Here is a 25,628-nt window from a genome sequence, read left to right as displayed (position 1 = left end):
GTCGGCTGGTTCGCAGGACGCTACCCGGCCGCCCCGGGTTCCAGCAGGTACAGCGCCTCCGTCCACCGGAAGCCGTCGGCGCCTTCACCGGCCTTCGGTCGGTCCGGTTCGTGCGAGCCGAGCAGGACTCCCATCCCGGTCAGCCGTTCCAGGTTCTGCCGGTAGGCCGGGTGGGCGGCCTGGGCGGCGTTGAGGTACGGCAGGAGGGCGATGGGGACACCCATGCCGTACGCCTCGCACAGGACGCCCAGGGCGAGGGTGTCGGAGATGCCGGCGCCCCACTTGTTGGCCGTGTTGAACGTGGCCGGGGCCACGGCGATGGCGTCCGCGGGCGGGAGGGGACGGGCCTCGCCGGGCTTGCGCCAGGCGGACCGGATCGGGTAGCCGGTCTGCGCCTCGATCGCTTCCACGTCGAGGAAGCCCAGTGCCTGCGGCGTGGCCACGACCCCGACATCCCCATTCCGTTCCTGCGCGGCGGTGATCAGTGTGCCGACGTCACCGGCGATCCCGCTCGCGCAGACGACGACGTACAGGAAGGACTTCTTGTCCAGGGCGGACGGGGCGGACGGGGCGGACGGGGCGGACGGGGCGGACGGGGCGGTCACGCGGGAACTCCCGGTCGGCGGCTGAAGTGACGCAGTCCGGGCAGGACACGGCGGCGGTCGCGGACGCTGAGGTCGGCGGTGGATGTGTGATGAGCACCCGACCGCCCGGCAGGACCCCCCGGACAGCGCGGGTCCGGGGTGTCCGGGTGAGCCGGGCGTGTCAGTCGGCTTCGAGGGGGAGGGCCGGGTCGGCGGCCCACTCGGTGAGCGAACCGTCGTAGACGGCGACGTCGGAGCGGCCGAGGACGGCCAGCTGGAAGGCCAGGCCGGTGGCGGCGATGCCGCTGCCGCAGTACGTGATGACCTTCTTGGACTCGTCCAGGGCTCCGGCGTCGTCGAAGAGCCCGCGGACTTCGTCCGGACCACGGAAGAGACCGTCGGAGTCGGCGAGTTCGGGGAACGGAACGTTCGTGCTGGAGGGGATACGACCCGGGCGTGCGTAGGTCTGGCGGGTGCCCGCGAAGGTCGGCCGGTCGAGGGAGTTCACCAGCCGGGTGCCGGGGTCCTCGATCGCGGCGAGGACCGCGTTCTTGTCGGCGTAGAGCTCGGGGCGGCGCCGGGCGGTGAACACGGCGGGCTCGTTGGACTCCACGCCGCTCTTGACTTCGTAACCCGCCCGGGTCCAGGCGGGGAGACCGCCGTTCAGCACCGACACGTCGTCGAAGCCCTCGTACCGCAGGTTCCACCACAGCCGGGTGGCCCAGATGTTCGGGCCCTGGTCGTAGACGACCACGTGCGTGCCGGGGCCGACGCCGAGAGCGCCGAGCCGGGCGGCGAACGCCTCGCTGTCGAGCGCGGTGAACGTGGTGGCCGCGTCGGGGTCGGCGAGGTCGTTCAGCAGGTCGGCGAAGACGGCGCCGGGTATGTGGGCCTTCTCGTACGCCTGGCGGCCCGACTCGACGTCGTAGTAGCCGTCGCCTTCGGGCTGGGTGAGGAAGGTGGTCGCGTCGAGGATCCGGATCGCGGGGTCCCCGAGCCGCTCGTGCAGCCAGGCCGGGTCCACCAGCAGGGGGTGAGACATGCGTGTTTCCTTTTCTCGCATTCTTACGACTCCCGGCAAAACGTCGAGGTCTCCTACAAACGTACCTGTTTGAGATACATGTCTCAGTAGGCGGACATCTGGGTGGTCCGGGGGCCTTTCAGGCCGGGGCCTCGACGGCTGCCTTGATGGGCCGGTCCATGTCTACGGTGACCTCGAACCGGGTGGTGCGGGACCGGGCATGCGCACTCGCCGCCTCGCAGCGGCCGACGGCCGTCGCCGCCGGCAGCGAACCGACCACGGCGGTCGCGTGGAAGACGATCCCCTCGTGGTCCCTCGTGGCCACCGACGACCGCACGATCGGCACCGAGAACCTGCGCTTCATGGCGAAGCGGGCCGGCTCGACCACCGTCGAGGTCGACGCCCCGCACGCCGTACCGGAGACCGACCCGGACGACGTCACCGACCTGATCCTGCAGGCCGCGCACGGCTCGCACCCCCGTCTCGCCAAGACCGGCGCGAATGAGCAGACCGCGGTCCTCGGCGGCGCGGCAGTCCTCGCGGCAGCCGGCGGCACGGCCCTGGTCGTCCGGTCCCGCCGCACCTGAGACGGAGGGTGTGACCACGTCCCACTGCGCCAACGGCTTGTCGTCGACATAGGTGTCGGCAAAGTGCGGTCATGGCCTCGGTGAGGCGGGCGGAGTCCACACTGGCGGTCAGGCGGTGGCCGTCGAGCCGCACATCCTGGAGTACGGGCAGGTCGGCCCAGAGCCGGGCGGGCGTGGCCCCTCCTGCGGGCAGGCGCTCCAGGAGGGCGTGGATGCTGGTGCGGGCGTGTCCGCGCAGCTGGTCCAGAGTGCCGGTTTCCACGACCTTGCCGTCGCGGATGATGCTGATGCGGTCGGCCAGGGCCTCGACCTCGGTGAGGATGTGGCTGGACAGCAGCACGCTCACACCCCTTCGCTTGGCCTCGCCGACGACCTCCTGGAAGACGGCCTCCATCAGCGGGTCCAGGCCGCTGGTGGGCTCGTCCAGGATGAGCAGCTCCACGTCACCGGCCAGGGCGGCGATGATGGCGACCTTCTGCCGGTTGCCCTTGGAGTACTGCCGGCCCCGCTTGGTGGGGTCGAGCTCGAACCGGTCCACCAGGTCGGCGCGCCGCGTCTCGTCGATGCCGCCGCGCAGCGCTCCGAGCAGGTCGATGACCTCGCCGCCGGTCATACCAGGCCACAGGGAGACGTCGCCGGGCACGTAGGCCAGGCGGCGGTGAAGGGCCACGACGTCGCGCCAGGGGTCGCCGCCGAGCAGACGCACCTGGCCGGTGTTTGCCTCGGAAGCGGTACCGATCACCTCGGCGCCCGGCGCCTTCGCCTGCTGGATCAGGCACACGCCCACCGCGCCCGACGCGCCGTGGACGAGGATCACGTCGCCGACCTGCGCGCCAATGGCGTGCAGCGCCTCACCGGCGGTGTTCCGGCACAGCGGTGACGAGCGCCGTCGCGGCGTCCGGCCGGTGGACCCGACGCCGCGGTCCGTCGGCCCGAGCCGGTGATCGGGGCCTCTGCCCGAGGAAGCGCCGGGCTAGTTGCGTACGACGCGCCACCGGTTGTCGGCCGTGCCGTCGTCGGAGGCCTGGACGGCGAAGGCACCGACGGCGGTGGAGTTGCCCGCGATGGCGAGGAGTTTGCCGCTGTGTTCGTTGCGGATCTTGTATGTGCCGTCGTTCTGGTCGAGCAGGACCCAGCGGTGGTCGGCGGTGCCGTTGTCGGCCCACTGCAGGACGGTCGCGTCGTTGGCGGTGGACATGTCCTGGACGCCGAGGACCTTGCCGCTGTGGGCGTTGCGGAAGCGGAAGGCGCCGCCGTCGGTGAGCATCTCCCAGTTGTGGTCGGCGGTGCCGGAGTCGTTCCATTGCAGGGCCCGGCCGCCGTCGGTGGTGGCCATGTCCTGGATGCCGAGGACCAGGCCGCTGGCCGCGTTGACGAGGCGGACATGGGGGACGGTGCTGGTGTTCCAGTAGACGGTGTAGTTGTGGCCGTGGGCGTCGTGGAACGGTCCCAGGTTCACGGTGGCGCCGGCCGCGGTGGCGGTGAAGGCGAGCGTGCTGGTGCCGGTCCGCCTGATCGAGGAGGTGTCCAGGGACGGCAGGGCGCTGAGCGCCGTGTTGCCGTAGTTCCCGGACAGGACGACCGGGCCGTAGGTGATCGCGGCGACGTTCGGGTTGTCGTTGGCCGGCCGCATGACGACCCGCATGGGCAGGCGGGCGGTGACCGTGTCGCCGGAGGTCCAGGCGCGGGTGAGGGTGGCGTAGCCGCCGGGTGTGGTGGTGACGTTCTGGGTGACGCCGTTGACGGCGATGGTGGCGCCGGTGGTCCAGCCGGGGATGCGGATGCGCATCGTCCAGGTGCCGGCCGCGCTGCCGGTGACGCGCAGGGTCGTGGTGTCGCTCGTCGGGTAGGAGGTGGTCTGGGTGACGGTGATGCCGCGTTCGGTCCAGGTGAGGACCGAGGGGACGAACAGGTTCACCGTCAGGGTGGTGCCGGCGTAGTAGTAGATGGAGTCCATCAGCCGGGTGTGTATCTCCAGGCCGGTGCCCTGGCAGCACCAGAAGGTGGTGTAGTCGGTGCTCCAGGTGCCGCCTCCCCAGGCCGGGCCGACACCGCGCCGGCCGCCGGGGTTGAGGGGGGTGAAGTAGGTGACGTGGCCGTGGGGGTCGGCCGGGTTCTGCTGGCCGATCATGTGGTTGAGCCATGCCTGCTCGTAGAAGTCGAAGAGCGCGGCCCGGTTCGGGTCCAGGGCGAACAGTTCGCGGGTGAGGGTGAGCATGTTGACGGTGTTGCAGCTCTCGCAGGTGTCCTGGCGCAGGTATGCGGCGATGGCGTTCGGGGCGTGGAAGTGCTCGGCCTGGCTGTTGCCGCCGATGGCGTAGGTGTGGGTGCCCACGCAGATGTTCCAGGCGTTGGTGGCGATGTCGCGGTAGCGGGTGGTGCCGGTGGCCTTGTACTCCCGTGCCGCGCCGATCCACTTCGGTACCTGGGTGTTGGCGTGCAGACCGTCGAGCCGGTCCTGGCCGGCGGCCAGGGGGTCGAAGACGGCGGCGTGGTCGAAGCGGCGGGCGACGGTGAGCCAGCGCGCGTCGCCGGTCTGCTGGTACAGGTCGGTGAGCACGGCGTTCATGCCGCCGAACTCGGTGCCCAGCATGGCCTGTGTCTGTGCCGCGGTCAGCCGGCCGGTGCGGGTGTCGACCCATCCGGCCAGCGCCAGCAGGACGTCGCGGGCCTGGGTGCTGCCGAGGTGGCGCCACACGTCGAGCAGACCGGTGAGGGTCTTGTGGATCGTGTAGTAGGGCACGTTGCCGTTGTTGAGGGTGCGGGCTTCGAGGGCGGTGAAGTCGGCCTCGGGATAGCCGGACAGGTACCCGGCGGTGAATCCGGCGGCGCTGTTGTTGGCCTGGCACTTGGCCAGCTCCGCGACCATGTACGTGGCCTTGTCCCGGCAGACGGTGTCCCCGGTCACGGCGTACAACTGCGCCCAGGCCGTGAGGAAGTGGCCTTGGACGTGGCTGCGGAAGGGGAAGTCCGGCGCCTCCCAGCCGCCGGTCGCGGCGGCGCCGGCCGTGGAGAGGCGGTGGTTGGCGCGGAAGGTGTACAGCAGCCGGTCGACGTCCACGAACCGCAGATAGCTCGCGGTGCGGTTCTGGTTGTCGAGCCAGCGGCTCGCGGTCAGCCGGACCTGGCCGAGTGCGAAGGGGTGGGCCAGGGCCCCGATGTCCGCCCGGACGGGCGGGACCACCGCCGCGTGGGCGGGAGCGGTGCCGAGGAGGGGGCCGGTGGCGGAGGCGGCGGCCGTGGTTCCGGCAATCTGGAGGAGGCGGCGTCTGCTGAGGGAGGAGGTCATCGTGCGCTCGCTTCCGTGCGTGGGAGGCGGTGGGGTGGGGGGTGTGGCTCAGGCGTGCCGGAAGGGCCGGTCGGAGGCGAACGGCTTGCCGGTCCGGTACGGGTCGAGCCGGAGGGCGAAGTCGCGGTGACGGACGTATCGGCCCGGGTGGCTGCGGGATTCCAGGGCCACGGCTCCGGGAGCCGAGCCGGGTCGGGCGGTGAACGTGGCGTCACGGGCGAAGACGGCGGTGCCGTTGCCGGGGTCCGGTCGCCGGCGGTAGGCGGAGTGCCGCACGTAGCGGCCGTCCGGGACGCGCAGGGAGCATCCGCGTGGGTCGGCGAGGCCGGGCCCGCGGCGGTGCGTCCGGAGAGTGACCGGTATCAGAGCGCGCATGAACGTCTCCTCACCGTCGGAAGGAGCAGAAGTCGGATGCGGAAACGCGGGACTTCGCGAAACCGGAATGAATGTGAACCCGCTATATCGGTGACCCGCATCTGCGTGTTCGATATTTCGAAAACCGTTCGCAGTGACGCCGGAACTTTAGAGGGCACGTAATGCGGCGTCAATACTGCCGACACCCTCGAGCGGCGATCGGATGGCGGGGGTCACCCGCGAAGGAACACATGACGAAAATCGCACCCACGGCATTGACGGACCACGAACAGCGCCTTACTTTCCTGACTGGCCTGCCGAACTCTGTTCCATATATCGAACTTTGGTGAAGCTGCCGAGCCGGCCTCCTTCCGCGGTCGACATGTCCGCCACTGTTCGCTCACCCGACCCGCACGCACCCCCGGAGAACCGATGAGCGCACATTCCCGCACCCCCGTCATGCCGTCACGCAGACTCTTCCTCGGCGCCGCCACGGCCACGACGATGGCCCTGGCCACCGATCTGACGCTCGGAGCCCGATCCGCGCATGCCGCCGACTCCGCCTACGTGATGGGGTACTTCACCGAGTCGCCGAACGGCATCGGCACCGACTACGGCCTGCACCTGGCCGTCAGTACGGACTCCCTGAACTGGACGCCGCTGAACCAGAACAACCCCGTGGTCACTCCCACCGCCGGCGCCGGCGGCCTGCGCGACCCGTTCATCATGCGCAAGCGGGACGGCACCTTCGTGGTCCTCGCCACCGACCTCAAGGGCACCGACTGGGGCTACAACAGCCAGTACATCCACGTCTGGGACTCCACCGACCTGCGCACCTTCACCAACTACCGCCGCCCCCACCTGCACGGCATGGTCACCCACAGCTGGGCCCCCGAAGCCTTCTGGGACGCGAGCCGCAACCAGTACGCCATCCTCTACTCGGCGGTGAACTCCTCCGGCCACAACGTCCTCATGGTCAACCACACCAGCGACTTCACGACCGTCTCCGCCCCCCAGGTCTTCTTCGACCCCGGCTACGACGTCATCGACGGCGACATGGCCGTCGGCGTCAACGGCGTCAACTACCTCTACTTCAAGAGCAGCAGGACCGGCGGTCTGGTCGGCGCCCGCTCCACCTCGCTGAACCCGGGCAGCTTCACCCCGTTCAGCACGTCGGTCGCCCACGGCGGTACCGAGGCCCCCACCCTCGTGAAGTCCCTGACCTCGAACACCTGGTACCTGTGGGGCGACACCTACACCCCCAACGGCGTCTTCTACGCCTGGCGGACCACCGACCTCGCCGCCGGCACCTGGACCCCGGTCGACCAGAAGCTCTACACCCACCCGGTCAACGCCAAGCACTGCACCATCGCGCCCATCGCCGGAACCGAGTACACCAATCTCCTGGCCCGGTGGGGCGCCCCCGCCTGGAACCGGCTCAAGTCGTACAACTACCCGGCTCGCTACGTCCGCCACGCCGACTACACGGCCCGGATCGACACCTACCCCTTCGACCCGTACACCGACTCCCAGTGGAAGCTCGTACCCGGCCTGGCCGACGCTTCCGGCGTCTCCTTCCAGTCGGTCAGCCACCCCACCCGCTACCTGCGCCACTACGACTTCGCGCTCCGCCTCGACGCGAGCGACGGCACCGGCACATTCGCCCAGGACGCCACCTTCCACCGCGTCGCCGGCCTCGCCGACACCTCCTGGTCCTCCTTCCGCTCCCACAACCAGCCCACCCACTACATCCGTCACTCCGGCTACGCCCTGCGGATCGACCCGATCAGCACCGCCACGGACCGGGCCGACGCCACCTTCTCCGTCGGTCACTGACGGGGCGGGCAGGCCCGCGAGGAAGGTGAGAAAACTCCTTTCGAAAAAGTGATAGGAACGGCCGAAAAACGTCTAGTTGGGAACTCGGCCGCTCTCGGAGCGCGACACCATTTTCCCCGTGCGTGGCGGGAATCCAACGTCACGCACGCGTATTCGGCATGCGTTCGCGTACGCCCGAGGCCATTTCATACACGCGCAGAAATTTCCGGATCACAGCATGCCGAGCGATGACGACGACGGTGAACGCAGACTTCTCAGGGCCGTACGGCGCGGAGAGCGGCGGGCGACGCAAACGCTCGTGCAGCGTTTCCCGCCCCTGGTGCACACCCTCGTCGGGCGGGTTTCGAACGGGGACGCGCGCACCGGAGCCGATGTCCGGGACACCACGCTGTGGGCCGTGCGCGAACTGCCGACACCACCCGCGGCCCTGGCGGTGCGGCAACTCCCCGCACGTCAGCACCGAGATCAGGGACACCCGGGTTTCTCGCCATGCCGGTCGACCCGGCCGGCTGCCCGGCCGCCGACCGCGAGACGCTGACCTCCGGGGTCCCGGTGAACAGCACGCGCCACTACGGTGGGCCAATGGCATCGATCAAGCAGTTCCAGGTCACCTTCGACTGCGCAGAACCTGAGCGCGTCGCTCGTTTCTGGTGCGAGGTGCTGGGGTACGTCGCACCGCCGCCGGAGGGGTTTGCCACTTGGGACGATTCCGATCGCGCACTGCCCCCTGAGCATCAGGGTCCGGCGTTCGCCTCATGCGCTGATCCCTCGGGCGCGGGCCCGCGACTGTTCTTCCAGCGCGTGCCCGAAAGCAAGGCCGCCAAGAATCGGCTCCATCTTGACGTGCGGGTCGGCACCGGGCTCGTGGGGGAAGAGCGCCTCGCCGCACTCGAGGCCGAGTGCGCACGACTGGTCGCGCTCGGCGCGGTACGCGTACGGCTGCTGCTTGCCGATGACGACAACGAGTCGTGCCTCGTGATGCAGGACATCGAGGGCAACGAGTTCTGTCTCGACTGAGGAACCGCCCTCGACCTGTCAGGGCGCTGTGGCGCAGGTCGCCGGCCGATGTTCCAGGCGCCGCGGGGCCCCGCTTCGATCCGCGGACCGTGAGGACGCACGCGGTCTCGTTGCGGTGTGGTCGACCGGCCCCGGCGAGGCGGCAGAGTTCGTCATGGCGCAACCGCGGGCTCGCGGTTCCGGCGAGCGGACCTCGTCGGAACCGCGAGCCCGCGGCTGCGCCGCACCACCGGGCCGCACCACCGGGCCGACGCACGCCGACCTCCTGGTGCCGGCCCGCCAGGACGAAGCGGGCTCAGCCCTTCGCCACGAGCTGGAGAATCTCCCGGGCGTGCTCGAGGGACCCGTCGACGGTGCCCACGTCGTACATCGAGTCGATCATGAAGTGGTCGATGCCCGTCCGCTCGTGGATCTCCTTGACGGTGTCGGCGACCCGCTCCGTGCTCGTGCCGGCGTCGATGTTCACCCGCAGCACGGTGTCGATCGCCTGGGGATCACGACCGTCCTGCCGGGCCAGTTCGTCCAACTGCGAGCGCTGCGCGACGAGTCCGTCGACGTCGACGTAGCTGGGGACGACGATCAGCGGCAGCCAGCCGTCACCGCGTCGGGCGACACGGCGCAGGGCGCGCTCGGACATCGCGCCCAGGTAGAAGGGCGGACGCGGCTTCCGGGCCGGCTTCAGCGGCGAGTGGTGCTCGGGCACGGAGAGCTGCGCGCCCTCGTACCGCGCCGGGTCGGTGGTCCAGATGGCGTCGAGGGCGTCGAGCAGTTCCTCCATGCGGGCACCGCGGCAGGTGAAGTCCAGACCGGCCGCCTGGTACTCCTCGGGAGACCAGCCGACCCCGAAACCGGGCAGCAGGCGTCCGCCGCTGATCAGGTCGATCGTCGTCAGCGACCGGGCCAGCTGGACGGGCGGGTAGAGCGGGGCGACCAGGACATGAGAGCCCAGCAGCACCCGGCTGGTCGCGGCGGCGGCGACGCCGAGGAGGACGAACGGGTCCGCCGCGGGGTTCAGTTCCTCCGGGATCGTGTTGCCCTGTCCGCCGTAGCCCACGACGGGACGGACCGCGGCCAGGTTGCGGTCCCCCACCCACAGGCTGGCACCCCCGGCCTCCTCGATCGCGGAGGCGAACGTGCCCGTCTCGGCGATGCCGTACGCCTGGTGGTGGAACTGGGGTAAGGCGAAACCTATCTTCATGGCATCCTTCACACTGTGTCGCTGCCGGGCGCGGCCCTTCGGCTTCGCAACGGCATGATCCTCATCGGGCGAAGCCCACCCTAGGCAGGTCCTTGCGCCTTCAACATTCGGCGCGCCGTGCGTAGTTGACACAGCATGGGCGACGCCGGCGACGACCGTTACGCGGCCCTTGTGATCCGGCCCCCCTTGCCTCGGGACCGGAATCGTGACAACTTGCCGCTCAGCAAACCCGGCCGAGCGCGACCGGGGGAAACGACCGGTCGGCCGTCCCGCGCACCACGCGACCCGCCTTCCGGACAACACCGTGCTCCCATGACCCCATGGGAGCAGACAGCGATCTCCCTGCATGACGTGTAAGGGGGTCCTTCGTTCCACAGGAGGCCCTCGTGCACGCCCCCGACACATCCAGCACGCCCCAGAACTGGGAGCTCTACCGCCACGCGGTCGTGGACATCCACCTCCACGACCGGACCGTACGGGTCGAACCGCGTGCGCCGGGCACGACCGAGGGATCCTTCCCGGAACCGGCCGGCAACGCCGCCCTTCATGTGATCACGGCCTGGAATCCTTATGGACGTACCGTCTCCGCCGAGCACAACGCCCGTGCCCATGGCCTGCTGCTCGACGAGCTCGACCGGCAGCGGCTCACCTGGTGGCCCGCGGCAGGAGGCGACGCGTGCGGCACGCACGTCGAGGAGAGCGTCGCCGTCGCCGGCCTGAGCGACGACGCCGCACGGGAACTGGGGCGGCACTTCGGCCAGGACGCGGTCTTCGCTTGGACTCCCGACGCATGGCGTGTGTCGGCGTGCTACAGCGACACAGCCACCGTGAGTGGATGGGCGGCGTTCGCCCGGAGCGGCCGGACGCCGTGACGTCCCCCGCCGACGGCACCGGTGACGGCCGCCGGGACGCCCCGTCGGGCCGCCGCTTCGACGACCGCTGACGTACCCGAACGCCGTTGCACGGCAGGAGTGATGACGATGGGCATGTACCCCATGCGAACCCCGGACCACTGTCCTCGCTGCGGCAGGACTCTCACCGGCCCACCGGCCGAGCGGGTCAGAGCCGACGGATTCCCGGCGGAGGTGACGTACGAGACCGATCCCCTGTGCGGTGCGCGCTGGCACGTGTGGGACAGGACGTCTCCGCTGCGCCGCCTGGCTCGCTCCTGGGTGGACGGCACGGACTGACGTCGCGATGCGCCGGGGGCCGTTCGATCCGCAACGCCATCCGCGACAAGACGGAGCCGAGGGCGCGCAGGGGCCGCCTCCCTCCGGGCGTGCGGTCGGGCCGGGTTCGGACCACCGGCTGTGGCCGGCGGGGGGGCGGTCAGGCAGCAGGCTGGAGGGCGCTGCGTTCCAGGGCGGAGGCGAAGCCGTCGACGACGCGTTCGAGGTGGCGGGCGGTCTCCGGTTCGATGTCCAGGGTGCCGTCCGGGGCGGTGGCCAGGTGCTTGTCGAGGACGAACCAGCCGGGGGTGATGTGCTCGGCGCCCATCGAGGCGAGGACCGGGCGCAGTGCGTAGTCGACGGCCAGCACGTGGGCGGTGGAGCCGCCGGTGGCCAGGGGCAGTACGGTCCGGCCGGTCAGGGCGTACTGCGGGAGCAGGTCGAGAAGGGACTTGAGCAGGCCGGAGTAGGCAGCCTTGTAGACGGGGGTGCCGATCACCACGCCGTCGGCACGTTCGAACAGGGCGGTGGCCTCGCGGACCGCGGGATGGCCGAAGTCGGCACCGAGCAGCGCCTCGGCGGGCAGGGTGCGCACGTCCAGTGGGATCACTTCGTGGCCTCTGGCGGTCAGTCGCGCGTCCAGGTGGCGCAGCAGGCGGGCGGTGCGGGATGCGGCGGAGGGGCTGCCGGAGACGGACAGGATGGTGGCCACGGTGATCACCTCGGATGTGTACGTGCGGGGGGGGGGGGGGAATGCGGTGGAGCAGGCCGGGGGCGGGCCGGCCCGTCACCTGGTTCGCGGACGTGCTGGTGAGTGCCGGTGAGTGCCGGGGCTGCGCCCGAGGGCGTGGCCCCGGCTTCGGGGAGGGGCGGCCGGTTCTCAGGCGGTGTCGGCGAGCGGTTCCCGCACCCGGGCGGCCACCTCGACGTGGCCGCCCCGGCGCAGGGTGTTGTAGATCGGGCAACTGTCGGTGAAAAGCCCGACCAGGACATCGGCCTCGTCCTGGTCGACTCCCTCGAGCAGCAGCTCGATCCGCAGGTACGCGTAGCGGGTGGGGTCCTGCGGGTCCCGCTGGTAGCTGACCTCGGCCCGGCCCCCGGTCAGACCCGAGCCGCGTTCCTCGGCATGGAGTTGGATGTTGCTCAGGGAGCAGGAGGCCAGGGAGGACAGCAGCAGCTCTCCTGCCTGGACGGCCTCTCCCGGGCCGGTGCGGGCGTCGGAGACGAAGTGGTTCGTCCGGGCGGTCACCAGCAGGCGCCCCGGGGTGTCGGTGGTGCGGCCGGTGATGCTCGTGATGTCGCCTGCTGCTGTCATGCCGTGAGGTCCTTGGCGTCGCTGTGCGGGTTCCGGTGTGCGGGTTCCGGTGTACGAAGGGCGGGGTCAGCCGTTGTCGCCGTCGGCGTTGCCGTGGCGGCGGTCGTGCCACTGCCCGGTCTCGGGGCGGTCCAGGGCGAGGTGGTCGCGCAGAGTGGTGCCCTCGTACTCGGTGCGGAACAGGCCGCGGTTCTGGAGCTCGGGCACGACCTGGCGGACGAAGTCCTCGAAGGCGCCCGGGGTGTGGACGGACCCGATGGTGAAGCCGTCGCAGGCGCCCTCGGTGAACCACTGCGCCATGCCGTCGGTGACCTCGGCGGCGGTGCCGACGAACGATCCCTCGGTGCGGCCGCCGTACTTCTTGCCCAGCTCGCGCAGGGTCAGGCCCTCGCGCCGGGTCATCTCCACGACTTCCTGGTAGTGGCCCTGGACGCCGGGGACGTCGACGTCGGGCAGCGGCTCGTCGAGCGGCAGCTCCGAGAGGTCGATGTCCAGGTGGTAGGCGAGGGTGGACAGGCCGGCCAGCGGCGGGACCAGTTCGAACAGGCGCGCCTCGGTCTCCCGGGCCGCCTCGGTGGTGGGGCCGATGATGGGGGTCGCCATGGGGAGGATCTTGACGTCCTCGGCACGGCGGCCGTGGGCCACGGCGCGGGCCTTGATGTCCTGGTAGAAGTCCTTGGCCGACTCCAGCGAGGCGTGGCTGCAGAAGATGACGTCCGACCAGCGCGCGGCGAAGTCGCGGCCCTTCGGGGAGGCGCCGGCCTGGATGATCACCGGGTAGCCCTGGGGCGAGCGCGGGGTGTTCAGCGGGCCGCGGACGGTGAACCAGTCGCCCTTGTGGTCGATGCTGTGGACCCGGTCGGGGTCGGCGAACAGCGGGGTCTCGGCGTCGAAGACGAGGGCGTCGTCCTCCCAGCTGTCCCAGAGCTTGCAGGCCACCTCGAGGAACTCGTCGGCCCGCGCGTAGCGCTGGTCGCGGTCGATGTGCCGGTCCTCGCCGAAGTTGCGGGCCTCGGAGTCCTGGAAGGAGGTCACCACGTTCCAGGCGGCGCGTCCGTCGCTGAGGTGGTCCAGCGTGGAGAGGGAGCGCGCCACCGGGAAGGGGTCGAAGTAGCTGGTGGAGATCGTGGCGGCGAGGCCCAGGTGGGTGGTGGCGGCGGCGACCGCCGACAGCACGGGCGTCGGGTCGAGCCGCAGGGAGCCGAGGGCGCCGTAGCGCAGCTGGCTGTCCATGCTGCCGCCGAGGCGGTCCGGCACGGACAGGATGTCCGGGAGGAACATCAGGTCGAACTTGCCCTGCTCCAGCACGCGGCCGATGTGCTGGTAGTAGGAGGCGGAAAGCCAGCCGGGCTCGGATCCGGGGTGGCGCCAGCCGCCCGGCCGGCCGGGGCCCGCGGTCACGAAGGCGGCGAGGTGCATCTTGTTCTGGGGGGTGCTCACTGCGTGTTCTCTCTTCCCTGCTGTCATGCGCTGTCTCGTGCGGTACGCCGGGGCCGTCACTTGGCCAGTTCGGCGGCCACCGTCTTCTTGATCGCGTCGAACCGCGAGTCCTCCAGGAACCCGGTCACGTCGATCTTCGACGGGTAGACGCCCAGGTCGTGGAAGTTGTCGGCCAGGTCCTGGGTGTTCTCGCTCGCCTTGCTGTCCACCGGTCCGAGCGTGTCGGCGAGGGACTCCGACTGACGCTTGTCCTTGGTCACCTCGAGGAAGACCTTGCGTTCGAGGTCCTCCGAGCCGAATCCGCCGATCTTGTCGAAGAACTCGACGGCCGCCTCGGGGCGGGCGTTGATGCGGCGCTGGGTGTCCCGGATGACACGGACGACCTTCGCGGCGGCCTCGGGGAACTCCTCGACGAACGACTCGCTCGCCACGTAGAAGGTGTAGTCGTAGGTCCTGACCTTCGGCAACGAGCGTGCCTTGTGCCGGGCGCGGCCCAGGCTGATGGCCGGGGTCCAGCTGATCCAGGCGTCCACCTTGCCGTTGGCGAACGCCGACTCGGCGTCGGCGGCGGGCAGGTTGACGTACTCGACGTCGTCCAGCCGCAGGCCGGCGGTCTCCAGGTACTTGATGAGGCTGTAGGTGCCGGTGGTGCCCTGCTGGTCGGCGACCCGCTTGCCCTTGAGGTCGGCGGCGCCCTGGATGGGCGAGTTCTGGGGGACCAGGATCTCGACCTCGTTGGAGGGCAGCGGGTAGGCGGCGAGCGGCACGATGGGCACGCCGCCGCCGATGGCGTAGGCCACGGCGGTGGCGGTGGCGAAGGTGAAGTCGACGCTGCCGGACTTGAGCGCCTCCATCACCGGCAGCGAGGCGGTGAACCCGGACGGCCAGGAGACGGTGGTGCCGCCGAGTTCCTTGCCCAGGTCCGCGCCCTCGAACTTGTAGCGCAGCGCCGCCGGGATGCCGGTCTTGCCACTGCCGATGACCGCGTAGCGCAGCTTCTGCGGCACGCCGTCGGCGAGGGCGGCGGAGCCGGGCCGTGATCCACCGCCGCACGCGGCCAGGGCCGGGGCGAGGGCGGCGAGGCCGCCCGCGGCCAGGACACCGCGGCGCGAGAGCTTGCCGGACAGGAGCGGCGAGGCTCCGGTGATCGAACGGGCGGACGGGCGGTTCACGGTCACGGTCGGTTCTTTCTCGGTGGGGCGTTGCTCGGGTGGGCGGATGCGCGGGGCGCGGCCGCGGGGGCGTGCTGTCGCGGGCTCAGACGTCGGCCGGGGCGGTGGAGTGCGGTGCGAGAAGGCCCTGGAGCAGTTCTTCCTTCCAGGCGACGAGGCGGGGGTGGCCCCGCCTCTCCCCGCGGGGCAGGTCGATGCGCAGGTCGCGGCCGACGGCGCCGTCGGCCAGGACCAGGACGCGGTCGGAGAGCACGAGCGCCTCCTCCACGTCGTGCGTCACCAGCAGGACGGTGCGCGGCTGCTCCAGCCACAGGCGTTCCAGGAGCTGCTGCATGGCGATCCGGGTGATCGCGTCCAGAGCTCCGAAGGGCTCGTCCAGGAGCAGGAGTTCGGGGTGGTGGAGCAGGGCGCGGGCCAGGGCGACGCGCTGTCGCTGCCCGCCGGAGAGCTCGGCCGGCCAGGCGCCACCGCGGTCGCCCAGGCCCACCGCCTCCAGCAGTGCGCGCGCCTCGTCCCGGCGGCCCTTGACTCCCAGCAGCACGTTGTCCTCGACCGAGCGCCAGGGCAGCATCCGGTCTTCCTGGAACATCATCCGCACCATGGGCGGCTGCGGACCTTCTCCCTGGAGTCCGACGGTTCCCGCGCTCGGCTTCTCGAGTCCGGCGACGATCCTCAGCAGGGTGCTCTTCCCCGCGCCGCTGGGGCCGAGGAAGGAGACGAACGAGCCGGCTTCGACGTCCAGGTCGAGGTTCTCCAGGACCCACCGGCCGTCGTACTGCCGACCCAGGCCCTCCAGGGCGAGCCGGGCACCTGCCCGCGCCGGGGTCACTGGTTCGCCCTGGGACGGTAGTTCGGGTGCCACCGCAGCACCCTCCTTTCGATGAGCCGGGTCAGGAGGTCGGCGAGCAGACCGGCCAGTGCGTACAGCACGATGGCGAGGACGATCTGGTCGGTGCGCAGCAACTCTCGGGCGTTCTGGGCGAGGTAACCGATGCCGTCGCTGGCCGAGATGGTCTCGGCGATCACGAGGGTCATCCAGGCGACGCCGAGGGAGTACCGGATGCCGGAGAGGATGGTGGGCATCGCTCCGGGGACGGCGATGTCGCGCACCAGGCGCCACCGTCCCAGTCCGTAGGAGCGGCCGAGCTGCAGCAGTTTGGGATCGACTCCGCGGATGCCGGTCACGGTGTTCAGGTAGATGGGGAAGAAGGTGCCCAGTGCCACGAGCAGGATCTTGGGCTCCTCGCCGATGCCGAACCAGGCGATCATCAGCGGCACCAGCGCCAGGTGCGGGATGGTGCGCACCATCTGCAGGGAGCGGTCGAGGAGGATCTCGGTCACCTTGGACATGCCGACCAGGAACCCGAGGATCAGACCGGTGGCCGCGCCGAGGGCGAAGCCCTGGAGGATGCGCCGAAGGCTGGTGAGGATGTGGAACTGGAGTTCCCCGGCGGCGGCCAGGTCGGCTCCCGCCCTCCACACCGCTTCCGGAGCGGGAAGGATGGACGGCGGCAGGATGCCGACCGCGGCGGTCCACTGCCACACCACCAGGACCAGCACGGGGACGGCCCAGGGGCCGGCCGTGCGGGCGGCGCGCAGCAGCACCCGCCGGTTGCGGGCGGCGGAGGGCGACCCGGTCCCCCGGTCCTTTCCGGCGCCGGGCCGACCGGACGGGCCGGAGTGCGGTTGTGGGTCCTTGGCGAGCAGCAGCTGCTCGGTCATGGAGATCCCCTTCAGGAGTGGTTCGGCCACCCGTTGGACCGCCTGGCCGGTGAGCGGCGGCAGCCGAGGAAGCCTGCGGGGTCGTGGGGGGGGGCTGTGGGGCCGTGGGGCAGTGCCCGGGGCCGACTCCCCTGCCATGCCGAGTAGGGGGCGGGGCGGGGCGGTCCGGGGCATACGACGGAGCGGGGCGCGCCTGCGACCGGGCCGGACGCAGCCGCGCCCGCCGCTGATTCAGCGGCCGGGACGCGGCAGGCGGAGGAGGCGCGTGATCAGCAACAGCCCGTGCTGAAGACACGCATGAGGTCGATGTGCCGACGGCTCGTCAGGCTGTTGCAGAAACGGGAGGCCAGCCCGGCTACCGGGTGCGCCGGGTGGGCGGCGTATCGCCCTGGCTGCGCGCCACGATGCATCAGAAGCTCCCGAAATCCTGTCAGGCGTATAGGGGTCATGCACTCGAACACATGGACCCGGACCTGAGGACGCGACGGAGCTCAAGTCCGGATTCAGCTGCAAGCAACTGTATACACATGTAGACAGTGGCAGACTATGGCCGTCTCGAATCGCGAGAACACCTGTCCGCAAAGAGCACCGCTCCGCGTGCGCCGCCGACGGGTCGGCCCTCGCCATGGAAGAGGAGCGAACAGCTTGAGCACCGCACGGGGAGACCGGGGCGCCGACGCGGGCGCGGGCAGCCACTACGCCCGTATCCGGCGGAGCATCCTCGACGGCCAGTCACCGCCCGGAACCGTCCTGATCCCGACGGGTCTCAGCACGCAGTTCAACGTCTCGCGCACCCCCGTCCGGGAGGCGCTGATCAGGCTCGAACAGGAGGGCTTGGTGACCCGGGCCACTCGCGGCTACGTGGTCCGTACGCGCACTCCCCAGGAGATCCTGGAGATCTGCGAGGCGCGCATCGCCCTGGAGTCGACCGCCGCACAGGCGGCCGCGACCCGCCGGACCGAGCTCGACCTCGCCCGACTCGTCCACGTCCACGAGTGCGCCGTGGCGTCGGCGGACCCCGCCGAGCTGCAGGATCTCAACGAGCAGTGGCACCGGGCGCTGCGCGAGGCCGGGCACAACGCGACGATCATCGAGCTGATGGACCGTCTGGACGCCCAGTTGAAGGTGTACGACTCCGGCACCACCACTCAGCCGGAGAACCTCGCGCTGATCGTCGAGGAGCACGAACGGATCCTGGACGCGGTCCGCCGTGGCGACGCGGCGGCCGCCGGGCAGTACGTGATCGAGCATCAGAGCCGCACCCGGGACCTGCGCATCGCGGCCCTCGCGCGGTCCTGAGTCCCGTCCCGAGTCCGGTCCGGGCGTCGCCGGCTCCGCGTCCCGCACACACCGGGTACACACGTGGCGGGCCAGGACGAAGGGCCCGCCACCGGGTAGGACGCCGTTCGCACAGGCAACGCGGGGCGCCGAACGGGTCTGTTATCGTCGGGCCACGCCCAGAGCCGGGCTCTGTGACCTCGGAAGGCGGTGCCCACGTGTCCGTTCCCTCGTTCTTCCCCAAGGGAACCGTCTGCCACCGTGCCGCCGCCTCCGCCGGCCGGTCCTGTCCCGCTCTCGCCGGCCGGGCCGCTTCTGTCGCGTGACGCAGCACCCGCGCACCGACATCCTCCCCCCGGCCTCCTTCGGCGACTTCATCGACCTGGTCGTCCCCGAGCTGAGGGCACGCGGACGCGTCTGGGAAGACTACGAGGGCAGCACGCTGCGGGAGAGCTTCCACGGCCCGGGCCGGCAACGCGTACGGCCCGACCACCCTGCCGCCGCTTACGGAAGGCGAACCGATGCCGCTTCCTGACCACCCCGCCGTGCCCGCCCCGCCGACCGCCGCCGTCGATCTGCCGGGGCCGCTGGTCGACGCCGCCTGGCTACGGGAGAACCTGCACCGCCCCGGCCTCGTCGTGCTCGATGCCACGGTGCGGCAGAAGCCCCTCCCGACGGACGCCGCCGCCCCCTCCGCGCCCGGTGCGGAGGCAGCGGGGAACACCGCCCTGCCGCCCACCGGCCGGGACGGCTGGGAACGGGTCCGCATTCCCGGCTCCCGCTACGCCGACCTGGCGGGCGCGCTCGCCTCACCGGAGGCCGGGTTCTCCTACGCGATGCCCGACAGCGAGCGGTTCACCGCCGCCCTGCGCGAGCTGGGCGTCGGCCCGGACTCCCGCGTCGTGGTCTACGACGACGCCTCCCGCATGTGGTCGACCCGCGTGTGGTGGGCCCTGCGGGAGATCGGCCTGCACACCGTCGCCGTCCTGGACGGCGGTCTGCAGGAGTGGCTGGCCCAGGGCGGACCGGTCGTCTCCGGCCCCGCGGCCGACCTGGACGCCGCCGACCCGGCCGCGCCCGCCGCCGGTTGGCCGGCCGAGCAGCGCGGCACCCTGGTGGACACGTCCGAGGTGCTCGACGTCATGAACGGCTCGCGCCCCGACCGGGTCCTGGTGTGCGCGCTCGGCGAGGACGCCTTCCACGGCTGGGCGCCCACGCGGTACACCCGCCGCGGCCACATCCCCACGAGCCTCAACCTGCCCGCCAAGGACCGGCTGTTGGACTCCCGCGGCCGGTTCCTGCCCCGCCCGGAGCTGGAGGAGGCGGTCAGTGCTCTGCCCGCCGACACCGGCACGCTCCTCTATTGCGGCGGCGGCATCTCGGCGACGCTGCTCGGGTTCGTCCTGGTCCTGCTGGGACGGGACGACGTGACCGTGTACGACGGATCCATCGAGGAATGGTCGGCCGACCCGTCCCTGCCCATGACTCGGACACCGCCCGCGAACAGCTGAACCGCCGCCCGCCGTACCGTGTGCGGGTGCCGGGTCATTTCCCCCCGGCATCCGCTCCCGCCCAAGCGGGACGGCGTGGAGCCTTCCCCAAAACGGTCCCGGCACCACGGGCGGACCGGCGGCTTCCGCACGACGACGCACCAGACCCGCGAAGCCGCCGGCAGGGAGCGGTACGCGGCGAAACCCCCGCGGGGCGGGTCCTTGCCGGACGCCGGGGAGGCCGCAGGGCCGCGAGGCTGTCGCGGAAATCAGGCATGTCGGCGTGCTCGACGCGGTCCTCCCCGACGACATCGGCGAGTTCGGAGACCTCGCCCGCGTGGGCGGTACGGGAAGAAGCGCTCGATGACGTCCTTGCTCCGTTCCCGTTACGCGCCGGAGCTGTGGCGGACTAGGTAACGACGGCTCGGTCGACCGTGACAAGGCGTCCGCCTTTCCGCTGGCCCAGGCCGGGTTGCTGGCGATCCGGGTCATACCCCACTGAGCCCGGTGGCCCGTGCCGGCCTGCGCACTTCCGGTCAGGCCGAGGCCTCGACGGCGGCCTTGATGCGCCGGCCGAAGGCGGGGGCGTCCTTGCGTGCCGCGCTGCCCGCGAGGGGAAGGAGCGCTTTGCCCAGGCCGTGCCCTTCGAGGACGTTGAAGAGGCGCACCCGGGTGCCGCCGTCGGCGGTGGGCTCGAGGTCGTAGCCGCCGTCGTCGGCGGTGATGGAGTGGTGGGACACCTCGTGCCAGCGGATACGGGTGGGGGCGGTCAGTTCACTGATCTCGAAGTCCCGCCGGGACTTCATGCCACTGTCCCTGACGGTGCTGTGGAAGACGGTGCCCACGTCGGTGACGCCCTCGGGACTCTTCTCGATCTCCAGCACGCGAGGGCTGAACTCGGGGTCGTGGCGGCCGTCGGCGAGGTAGGCGAAGACGTCCTCGATGGGCCGGTCTATCTCTACGGTGACATCGAACCGGGTGCTCATGTTCTCTCCCTGCGAAGACACACCACTCGAACCGTGGCTGCGGTGCCGGCGCGGAAGCGAAGATCGGCGCCGGGCAGAAGGGCGTCGGCCTGAGGCGTCTCGGCCCCGACCGGGTGGCGCACCGCTGGGGCGGGAGGGCTCGCAGGCGCCGATCGAGGCCCTGCGGCGCCATCCGCCCGACGAGGGCCGGACGCCGATTCACGGTCTCCTTCGGTACTTGCCGTGACCTCCCTGAGCGGCTGTGTCCGCCGGCGCGGTCTTCACTCGACCGGACCATTTCATGGTGCCGCACCAGCCGGTGGAACGCAGTGTCGTCGTGCAGTCATTCCCCTCGGCGAAAGAGTGGTTATGAAGCACATACGGCATACCGCCCGGCGGGCACTCCCCCTGGCCGTCCTCCTCCCCGCCGCGGCCCTGACGGCCGCCGGCCCGTCCGTGGCCTTCGAGAGCGGCGGTGGGGCCGAACCTCATGAGGGCGCCAAGCCGACCATCGTGCTGGTGCACGGGGCCTGGGCGGACGCCTCGGGCTGGAACAAGGTCATTCGGAGCCTCCAGGCTCAGGGCTATCCGGTGGTCGCCACCGCGAACCCGCTGCGCAGCCTCTCCGGCGACTCCGACTACCTCGCCGCCCGACTGAAGTCGATCAAGGGCCCCCTCGTTCTCGCCGGTCACTCCTACGGCGGTTCGGTGATCACCAACGCGGCGGCCGGCAACCCGAACGTCACGTCCCTCGTGTACGTCGCGGGGTTCGCCCCGGACAAGGGCGAGACGGCTCTGCAGCTGGTCGCCAAGCACCCCGGCAGTCATCTGACGGACGACCCCCGGGCCCCCGTCCCCACCGCACTGGACGCCGTGCCGCTCGGCGGCGGTCCCCACGATGTCGACCTGTACATCAAGCCGGACAAATTCAGCGACGTCTTCCTGAGCAACCGGCTCGACGCGGCTCGGGCGAACGCCCTGGCCGCCTCACAGCGGCCCGCGAACGTGGCCACGAACACCCAGCCGAGTGAGGGGGCCGCCTGGAAGACGATCCCCTCGTGGTCCCTCGTGGCCACCGACGACCGCACGATCGGCACCGAGAACCTGCGCTTCATGGCGAAGCGGGCCGGCTCGACCACCGTCGAGGTCGACGCCCCGCACGCCGTACTGGAGACCAACCCGGACGACGTCACCGACCTGATCCTGCAGGCCGCGCACGGCTCGCACCCCCGTCTCGCCAAGACCGGCGCGAATGAGCAGACCGCGGTCCTCGGCGGCGCGGCAGTCCTCGCGGCAGCCGGCGGCACGGCCCTGGTCGTCCGGTCCCGCCGCACCTGAGACGGCCGCTGAAGATCTCCTCGGAGCTCGCGGAGGATGAAGAGGACCTCGCGGAGGGCAAAGAGGATAAAGAGGACGAAGAGGTATCGACGTCCATGCTTCTTCGGTCGGTGCCCCGCTCCCGTCCGCCGGGCGTCGCGGTGCCCGACCGTGAGCTGATGGCCTGCCCCCGGACCGTCGGGGGCAGGCCATCAGCTCACGGTCGGGCGGGCTGTCGGCCCGTGTCTCACGCCTCGGCGGCGATCAGCGGTACGTCCAGGCGGCCGGCGAGTTCGTCCAGGGTGGTGCCGAAGGTCTGGGTGACCCGGAGGCCCTGGGGGGTGATGTCGAAGACCGCGAGGTCGGTGTAGACGCGGTCGACGCAGCGCAGGCCGGTGAGCGGGTAGGTGCATTCGGGCACCAGCTTGGGGGCGCCGGTCTTGGTGAAGAGCGTCATCATGACGAAGACCTTCTTGGCGCCGATCGCCAGGTCCATGGCTCCGCCGACGGCGGGGATGGCGTCGGGTGCTCCGGTGTGCCAGTTGGCGAGGTCGCCGGTGGCGGAGACCTGGAACGCGCCCATGACGCAGATGTCCAGATGGCCGCCGCGCATCATCGCGAACGAGTCGGCGTGGTGGAAGTAGGAGGCTCCCGCCGGTTCGGTCACCGGGATCTTGCCCGCGTTGGTCAGGTCGGGGTCGACCTCGCCCTCCTTCGCGGCGGGCCCCATGTTGAGCATGCCGTTCTCGGTGTGGAGGACCACGCCGGAGTCGGCGGGCAGGTGGTCGGCGACGAGGGTCGGCTGCCCGATGCCCAGGTTGACGAAGGCGCCCTGGGGGATGTCGCGCGCCACGAGGGCGGCCATGTCCTGCTTGCTCAGCGGACCTTGCTCGTTCATCACTCGGGTCGTGGTCATGCGCGGTCGGCCTCCTTCACCACACGGTCGACGTAGATGCCGGGGGTCACGACGGTTTCGGGATCGAGGTCGCCGGTCTCGACGATCTCGCGGACCTGCGCGATCACCGTGGTCGCGGCGGTGGCCATGACCGGGCCGAAGTTGCGGGCGGTCTTGCGGTAGACGAGGTTGCCCATGCGGTCGGCGCGGTGGGCGCCGATCAGCGCGACGTCGCCCTTGATCGGGTACTCCAGCACGTAGGTGCGGCCGTCGATCTCGCGGGTCTCCTTGCCCTCCGTGAGGAGGGTGCCGACTCCGGTGGGGCAGAAGAAGGCGCCGATGCCGGCCCCGGCCGCCCTCATCCGCTCGGCGAGATTGCCCTGGGGGACCACCTCGAGTTCGATCCGGCCCGTGCGGTAGAGGTCGTCGAACACCCAGGAGTCCGCCTGGCGCGGGAAGGAGCAGATCACCTTGCGGACCCGCCCCTTGGCCAGCAGCGCGGCGAGTCCGGTGTCGCCGTTGCCGGCGTTGTTGGACACGACGGTGAGGTCCTTGGCGCCCTGGCGTATGAGGGCGTCGATCAGGTCGACCGGCATGCCGGCCATTCCGAACCCTCCGACGAGCACGGTCGAGCCGTCCTCGATCCCGGACACCGCCTCGTCGGCGTGGTCGCACAGCAGGGTGGTCATCGGTTGTCCCCCGAGACGTTCTCCAGGACCACGGCGAGCGCCTGGCCGACTCCGATACAGATGGCGGCGACGCCCCACCGCTGCCCCGACTCCTTCAGCCGGTGGGCCAGGGTGCCCAGGAGCCTGCCTCCGGAGGCGCCCAGGGGGTGGCCGAGCGCGATCGCGCCGCCCTTGGCGTTGACGATCTCCGGGTCGACGTCCCAGGCGTCCACGCAGGCCAGCGACTGGACGGCGAAGGCTTCGTTGAGCTCGACGGCCGAGACGTCGGACCAGGTGATCCCGGCGCCCTTCAGCGCCCGGTTCGCCGCTTCCACGGGGGCGTATCCGAACATCTGCGGGTCCAGCGCGGACACGCCCCGGCCGGCGATGCGGGCGACGGGGTCGGTGCCGATGCGTGCGGCGGCCTCACCCGAACCGAGGAGCACCGCGGAGGCGCCGTCGCTCAGCGGGGAGGCGTTGCCGGCGGTGATGACGCCGTCGGGGCGGAAGACGGGCTTGAGTCCGGCGAGCTTCTCGGCGGTCGAACCGGGGCGGATCCCCTCGTCCCGGGTGACGGTCGTGCCCTTGCGGTCCGTGACGACGGGCACCACCAGGTCGTCGTAGAAACCGGCGTTCCAGGCGTCGTCGGCGAGGTTGTGGGAGCGGGCGGCGAAGGCGTCCTGCCGCTCGCGGGCGATGGTGAAGCGCTCGCCCAGCTGCTCGTTCGCCTCGCCCAGGGAGACGGTCCACTCCTTCGGCATGCGCTGGTTGACCAGCCGCCACCCGAGGGTGGTGGACACGGCGGTCACGTCCGCGGCGGGGAACGCGCGCGAGGGCTTGGGCAGGACCCAGGGCGCCCTGGTCATCGACTCGACGCCGCCGGTGAGCACGATGTCCACGTCGCCGGTCTCGATGGCGCGGGAGGCGATGACGGCGGCGTCCAGGGAGGACCCGCACAGCCGGTTGACGGTCGTGGCGGGGACCGAGGTGGGCAGTCCCGCGAGGAGGACGGCCATCCTTCCGACGTTGCGGTTGTCCTCGCCCGCGCCGTTGGCGTTGCCCCAGACGACGTCGTCGATCTCCGCCGGGTCGAGCCCGGGGGTCTTGGCCAGGGTCCCGGTGACAGCCACCGCGGCGAGGTCGTCGGGCCTGACCTCGGCGAGGGCGCCCGAGAACTTGCCGAAGGGCGTTCGTGCTGCTGCGTAAAGGTAACTGTCGCTCACGCCTCCACCGTACGAGCGCCCGCTTCATCATGTCCAAGACCTAGTAGGCATCGATTCATAAGCAGGCCTTATAAAATGGGGTTCATGGAACTCCGTCAGCTCCGGTACTTCCTCGCCCTGGCCGAGGAGTGCCACTTCGGGCGCGCGGCCGCCCGCCTGCACGTGGCGCAGCCGGCTCTCTCCCAGCAGATCAAGCAGCTGGAGCGGGAGCTGGGCGTCTCGCTGTTCAACCGGTCCACCCGGCGCGTCGAGCCGACCGAGGCCGGCCGTCACCTCACCGACTACGCACGTGCCCTCGTCGCGGAGGAGGAACGCGCGCGGACCCACATGCGGGAGCTGGCCACCGGCCATGCGGGCCGGGTCTCCGTCGGCTTCATCGGCACGGCCACCTACGACGTCCTGCCGCGGGTGGCCCGCACCGTACGGGCGAAGCTGCCCAAGGTCACCCTGGACCTGCGGGGTGAACTCCTCACCCCGCTGCTCGTCGAGGGCCTGCTCTCCGGCACGTTCGACCTCGCCGTCCTGCGGGACGCGGCGCCGGAGGAGGACATCCGCATCACACCGTTGCGGTCCGAACCGCTGGTGGCCGTACTGCCGTCCCACCACCGGCTGGCCGGCCGCCCGGGCATCCCGCTGGAGGCCCTGGCCGACGAGCCGTTCGTCATCCACCCCTCGCAGTCCCGGTCCTCGATGTACGACCGGGTCCTGTCCGCCTGCCGACGGGCCGGCTTCCGGCCCGCCCCGCTCCTCGAGGTCGGCGAGACGGCCACCCTGGTCGTCCTCGTCGCGGCCGGCCACGGCGTGGCCCTCGTGCCGCAGTCGGTGCAGAGCCTGAGCCTCGACGGCGTGACCTACGTACCGCTCACCAGCCCCGAGTCGGTCGAACTGGTACTGGCCCGGCGCACGCACCGCGTCTCGGCCGCGGTCGAGCAGGTCGCCTCGGTGATCGAGGACTGCGTCCGCGGCTGAGGCGCACGGCCGGCAGGAACCGGCCTCCCGGAACAGCCGCTCCGGAGGATCAGCCGGGGCTTCGCCTCACGTCGCGCGGCCGTCCCGAGTGGCCGGCCCGTGCCGCCCGGCGCCCCGCA

The 25,628-nt window shown here is 71.1% G+C and carries 26 protein-coding genes and 1 pseudogene; 10 read left to right on the top strand and 17 right to left on the bottom strand.

Annotated elements, in window-relative coordinates; genetic code table 11:
* Nucleotides 1–20 precede the first annotated feature (20 nt).
* Both OHB56_RS32290 and OHB56_RS32285 read right to left on the bottom strand, forming a co-directional pair.
* A complete protein-coding gene (locus OHB56_RS32290; protein ID WP_406359249.1) occupies nucleotides 21–551 on the bottom strand; it encodes a flavoprotein in 531 nt (176 codons plus the stop codon).
* A gap of 214 nt (nucleotides 552–765) precedes the next feature.
* On the bottom strand, nucleotides 766–1,626 hold the full coding sequence (locus OHB56_RS32285) for a sulfurtransferase (RefSeq protein ID WP_406357111.1): 861 nt from the start codon (nucleotides 1,624–1,626) through the stop codon (nucleotides 766–768).
* A 158-nt stretch (nucleotides 1,627–1,784) separates the two neighbouring features.
* Between OHB56_RS32285 and OHB56_RS32280 the strand changes: the two genes are divergently transcribed.
* Nucleotides 1,785–2,192 carry an alpha/beta fold hydrolase gene (locus OHB56_RS32280; RefSeq protein WP_406359327.1) on the top strand — a complete coding sequence of 136 codons (408 nt, stop codon included), beginning with the start codon at nucleotides 1,785–1,787 and terminating at the stop codon, nucleotides 2,190–2,192.
* Between the two features lie 373 nt (nucleotides 2,193–2,565).
* On the opposite strand, the pseudogene OHB56_RS32275 reads toward OHB56_RS32280, so the two are convergent.
* From OHB56_RS32275 to OHB56_RS32265, 3 genes and pseudogenes are all read right to left on the bottom strand, one after another.
* A pseudogene (locus OHB56_RS32275) lies at nucleotides 2,566–2,862 on the bottom strand (ATP-binding cassette domain-containing protein); the annotation flags it as partial.
* A 303-nt stretch (nucleotides 2,863–3,165) separates the two neighbouring features.
* Complete coding sequence (locus OHB56_RS32270) at nucleotides 3,166–5,481, bottom strand: beta-L-arabinofuranosidase domain-containing protein (protein ID WP_406357109.1); 2,316 nt, start codon at nucleotides 5,479–5,481, stop codon at nucleotides 3,166–3,168.
* 48 nt (nucleotides 5,482–5,529) lie between these two features.
* Complete coding sequence (locus OHB56_RS32265) at nucleotides 5,530–5,856, bottom strand: AbfB domain-containing protein (RefSeq protein ID WP_406357107.1); 327 nt, start codon at nucleotides 5,854–5,856, stop codon at nucleotides 5,530–5,532.
* Nucleotides 5,857–6,267: 411 nt separating this feature from the next.
* Here OHB56_RS32265 and OHB56_RS32260 point away from each other — a divergent pair, with 411 nt between their 5' ends.
* Nucleotides 6,268–7,671 carry a glycoside hydrolase family 43 protein gene (locus OHB56_RS32260; RefSeq protein ID WP_406357105.1) on the top strand — a complete coding sequence of 468 codons (1,404 nt, stop codon included), beginning with the start codon at nucleotides 6,268–6,270 and terminating at the stop codon, nucleotides 7,669–7,671.
* 139 nt (nucleotides 7,672–7,810) lie between these two features.
* Here OHB56_RS32260 and OHB56_RS32255 read toward each other — a convergent pair whose 3' ends face one another.
* Entirely contained in the window at nucleotides 7,811–8,146 is a 336-nt protein-coding gene (locus OHB56_RS32255; RefSeq protein WP_326755393.1) for a hypothetical protein, read from the bottom strand.
* A gap of 107 nt (nucleotides 8,147–8,253) precedes the next feature.
* Between OHB56_RS32255 and OHB56_RS32250 the strand changes: the two genes are divergently transcribed.
* Nucleotides 8,254–8,688, top strand: a complete 435-nt coding sequence (locus tag OHB56_RS32250) for a VOC family protein (protein WP_326757196.1) — start codon at nucleotides 8,254–8,256, stop codon at nucleotides 8,686–8,688.
* Nucleotides 8,689–8,983: 295 nt separating this feature from the next.
* On the opposite strand, the gene OHB56_RS32245 is transcribed toward OHB56_RS32250, so the two are convergent.
* Nucleotides 8,984–9,886 carry a TIGR03619 family F420-dependent LLM class oxidoreductase gene (locus OHB56_RS32245; protein ID WP_406357102.1) on the bottom strand — a complete coding sequence of 301 codons (903 nt, stop codon included), beginning with the start codon at nucleotides 9,884–9,886 and terminating at the stop codon, nucleotides 8,984–8,986.
* A 386-nt stretch (nucleotides 9,887–10,272) separates the two neighbouring features.
* Here OHB56_RS32245 and OHB56_RS32240 point away from each other — a divergent pair, with 386 nt between their 5' ends.
* Both OHB56_RS32240 and OHB56_RS32235 read left to right on the top strand, forming a co-directional pair.
* Nucleotides 10,273–10,758 (top strand): DUF3293 domain-containing protein, encoded by a 486-nt coding sequence (locus tag OHB56_RS32240; RefSeq protein WP_406357101.1) that lies wholly within the window; start codon nucleotides 10,273–10,275, stop codon nucleotides 10,756–10,758.
* A gap of 114 nt (nucleotides 10,759–10,872) precedes the next feature.
* Nucleotides 10,873–11,076 carry a hypothetical protein gene (locus OHB56_RS32235; RefSeq protein WP_406357099.1) on the top strand — a complete coding sequence of 68 codons (204 nt, stop codon included), beginning with the start codon at nucleotides 10,873–10,875 and terminating at the stop codon, nucleotides 11,074–11,076.
* Between the two features lie 139 nt (nucleotides 11,077–11,215).
* Here the strand turns inward: OHB56_RS32235 and ssuE are convergent, their stop codons facing one another.
* The 6 genes from ssuE to OHB56_RS32205 all read right to left on the bottom strand — a co-directional run bounded on the left by ssuE (nucleotide 11,216) and on the right by OHB56_RS32205 (nucleotide 16,704).
* The gene (gene ssuE, locus OHB56_RS32230) at nucleotides 11,216–11,767 is read right to left on the bottom strand and encodes an NADPH-dependent FMN reductase (protein WP_406357097.1); all 552 of its coding nucleotides are present in this window, start codon (nucleotides 11,765–11,767) and stop codon (nucleotides 11,216–11,218) included.
* A 168-nt stretch (nucleotides 11,768–11,935) separates the two neighbouring features.
* Nucleotides 11,936–12,370 carry an OsmC family protein gene (locus OHB56_RS32225; RefSeq protein ID WP_326755389.1) on the bottom strand — a complete coding sequence of 145 codons (435 nt, stop codon included), beginning with the start codon at nucleotides 12,368–12,370 and terminating at the stop codon, nucleotides 11,936–11,938.
* A gap of 66 nt (nucleotides 12,371–12,436) precedes the next feature.
* Entirely contained in the window at nucleotides 12,437–13,810 is a 1,374-nt protein-coding gene (locus OHB56_RS32220) for an LLM class flavin-dependent oxidoreductase (protein ID WP_326755388.1), read from the bottom strand.
* Between the two features lie 56 nt (nucleotides 13,811–13,866).
* Nucleotides 13,867–14,988, bottom strand: a complete 1,122-nt coding sequence (locus OHB56_RS32215) for an NrtA/SsuA/CpmA family ABC transporter substrate-binding protein (protein WP_326755387.1) — start codon at nucleotides 14,986–14,988, stop codon at nucleotides 13,867–13,869.
* 79 nt (nucleotides 14,989–15,067) lie between these two features.
* Complete coding sequence (locus OHB56_RS32210) at nucleotides 15,068–15,844, bottom strand: ABC transporter ATP-binding protein (RefSeq protein ID WP_326755386.1); 777 nt, start codon at nucleotides 15,842–15,844, stop codon at nucleotides 15,068–15,070.
* Nucleotides 15,808–16,704, bottom strand: coding sequence for an ABC transporter permease (locus OHB56_RS32205; protein WP_406357093.1), 897 nt, complete (start codon nucleotides 16,702–16,704; stop codon nucleotides 15,808–15,810). Before OHB56_RS32205 ends, OHB56_RS32210 begins: the two co-directional genes overlap by 37 nt.
* 645 nt (nucleotides 16,705–17,349) lie before the next feature.
* Here OHB56_RS32205 and OHB56_RS32200 point away from each other — a divergent pair.
* From OHB56_RS32200 to OHB56_RS32190, 3 genes are all read left to right on the top strand, one after another.
* Nucleotides 17,350–18,003 carry a GntR family transcriptional regulator gene (locus OHB56_RS32200; RefSeq protein WP_211273381.1) on the top strand — a complete coding sequence of 218 codons (654 nt, stop codon included), beginning with the start codon at nucleotides 17,350–17,352 and terminating at the stop codon, nucleotides 18,001–18,003.
* 301 nt (nucleotides 18,004–18,304) lie between these two features.
* Complete coding sequence (locus OHB56_RS32195) at nucleotides 18,305–18,517, top strand: hypothetical protein (protein WP_406357091.1); 213 nt, start codon at nucleotides 18,305–18,307, stop codon at nucleotides 18,515–18,517.
* Complete coding sequence (locus OHB56_RS32190; protein WP_406357089.1) at nucleotides 18,504–19,493, top strand: sulfurtransferase; 990 nt, start codon at nucleotides 18,504–18,506, stop codon at nucleotides 19,491–19,493. The genes OHB56_RS32195 and OHB56_RS32190 overlap by 14 nt, the downstream gene beginning before the upstream one ends.
* A 515-nt stretch (nucleotides 19,494–20,008) precedes the next feature.
* Here the strand turns inward: OHB56_RS32190 and OHB56_RS32185 are convergent.
* A complete protein-coding gene (locus OHB56_RS32185) occupies nucleotides 20,009–20,458 on the bottom strand; it encodes an SRPBCC family protein (protein ID WP_326755382.1) in 450 nt (149 codons plus the stop codon).
* A 348-nt stretch (nucleotides 20,459–20,806) separates the two neighbouring features.
* On the opposite strand from OHB56_RS32185, the gene OHB56_RS32180 reads away from it, so the two are divergent.
* A complete protein-coding gene (locus tag OHB56_RS32180; protein WP_406357088.1) occupies nucleotides 20,807–21,775 on the top strand; it encodes an alpha/beta fold hydrolase in 969 nt (322 codons plus the stop codon).
* 226 nt (nucleotides 21,776–22,001) lie between these two features.
* Here OHB56_RS32180 and OHB56_RS32175 read toward each other — a convergent pair whose 3' ends face one another.
* From OHB56_RS32175 to OHB56_RS32165, 3 genes are read right to left on the bottom strand one after another with little or no spacing between them, the layout of a single operon-like run.
* Complete coding sequence (locus OHB56_RS32175) at nucleotides 22,002–22,670, bottom strand: 3-oxoacid CoA-transferase subunit B (RefSeq protein ID WP_326755380.1); 669 nt, start codon at nucleotides 22,668–22,670, stop codon at nucleotides 22,002–22,004.
* Entirely contained in the window at nucleotides 22,667–23,338 is a 672-nt protein-coding gene (locus OHB56_RS32170) for a 3-oxoacid CoA-transferase subunit A (RefSeq protein WP_406357086.1), read from the bottom strand. Before OHB56_RS32170 ends, OHB56_RS32175 begins: the two co-directional genes overlap by 4 nt.
* On the bottom strand, nucleotides 23,335–24,540 hold the full coding sequence (locus OHB56_RS32165; RefSeq protein WP_406357084.1) for a thiolase family protein: 1,206 nt from the start codon (nucleotides 24,538–24,540) through the stop codon (nucleotides 23,335–23,337). The genes OHB56_RS32170 and OHB56_RS32165 overlap by 4 nt, the downstream gene beginning before the upstream one ends.
* A gap of 84 nt (nucleotides 24,541–24,624) precedes the next feature.
* Between OHB56_RS32165 and OHB56_RS32160 the strand changes: the two genes are divergently transcribed.
* A complete protein-coding gene (locus OHB56_RS32160; RefSeq protein ID WP_406357082.1) occupies nucleotides 24,625–25,509 on the top strand; it encodes a LysR substrate-binding domain-containing protein in 885 nt (294 codons plus the stop codon).
* Nucleotides 25,510–25,628 lie beyond the last annotated feature (119 nt).

This window comes from Streptomyces sp. NBC_01635 (assembly GCF_045209715.1).
Lineage (GTDB): Bacteria > Actinomycetota > Actinomycetes > Streptomycetales > Streptomycetaceae > Streptomyces > Streptomyces hirsutus.
The sequence above is the reverse complement of the archived record's forward strand: the minus strand, read 5'-3'. Positions and strand labels throughout refer to the sequence as shown.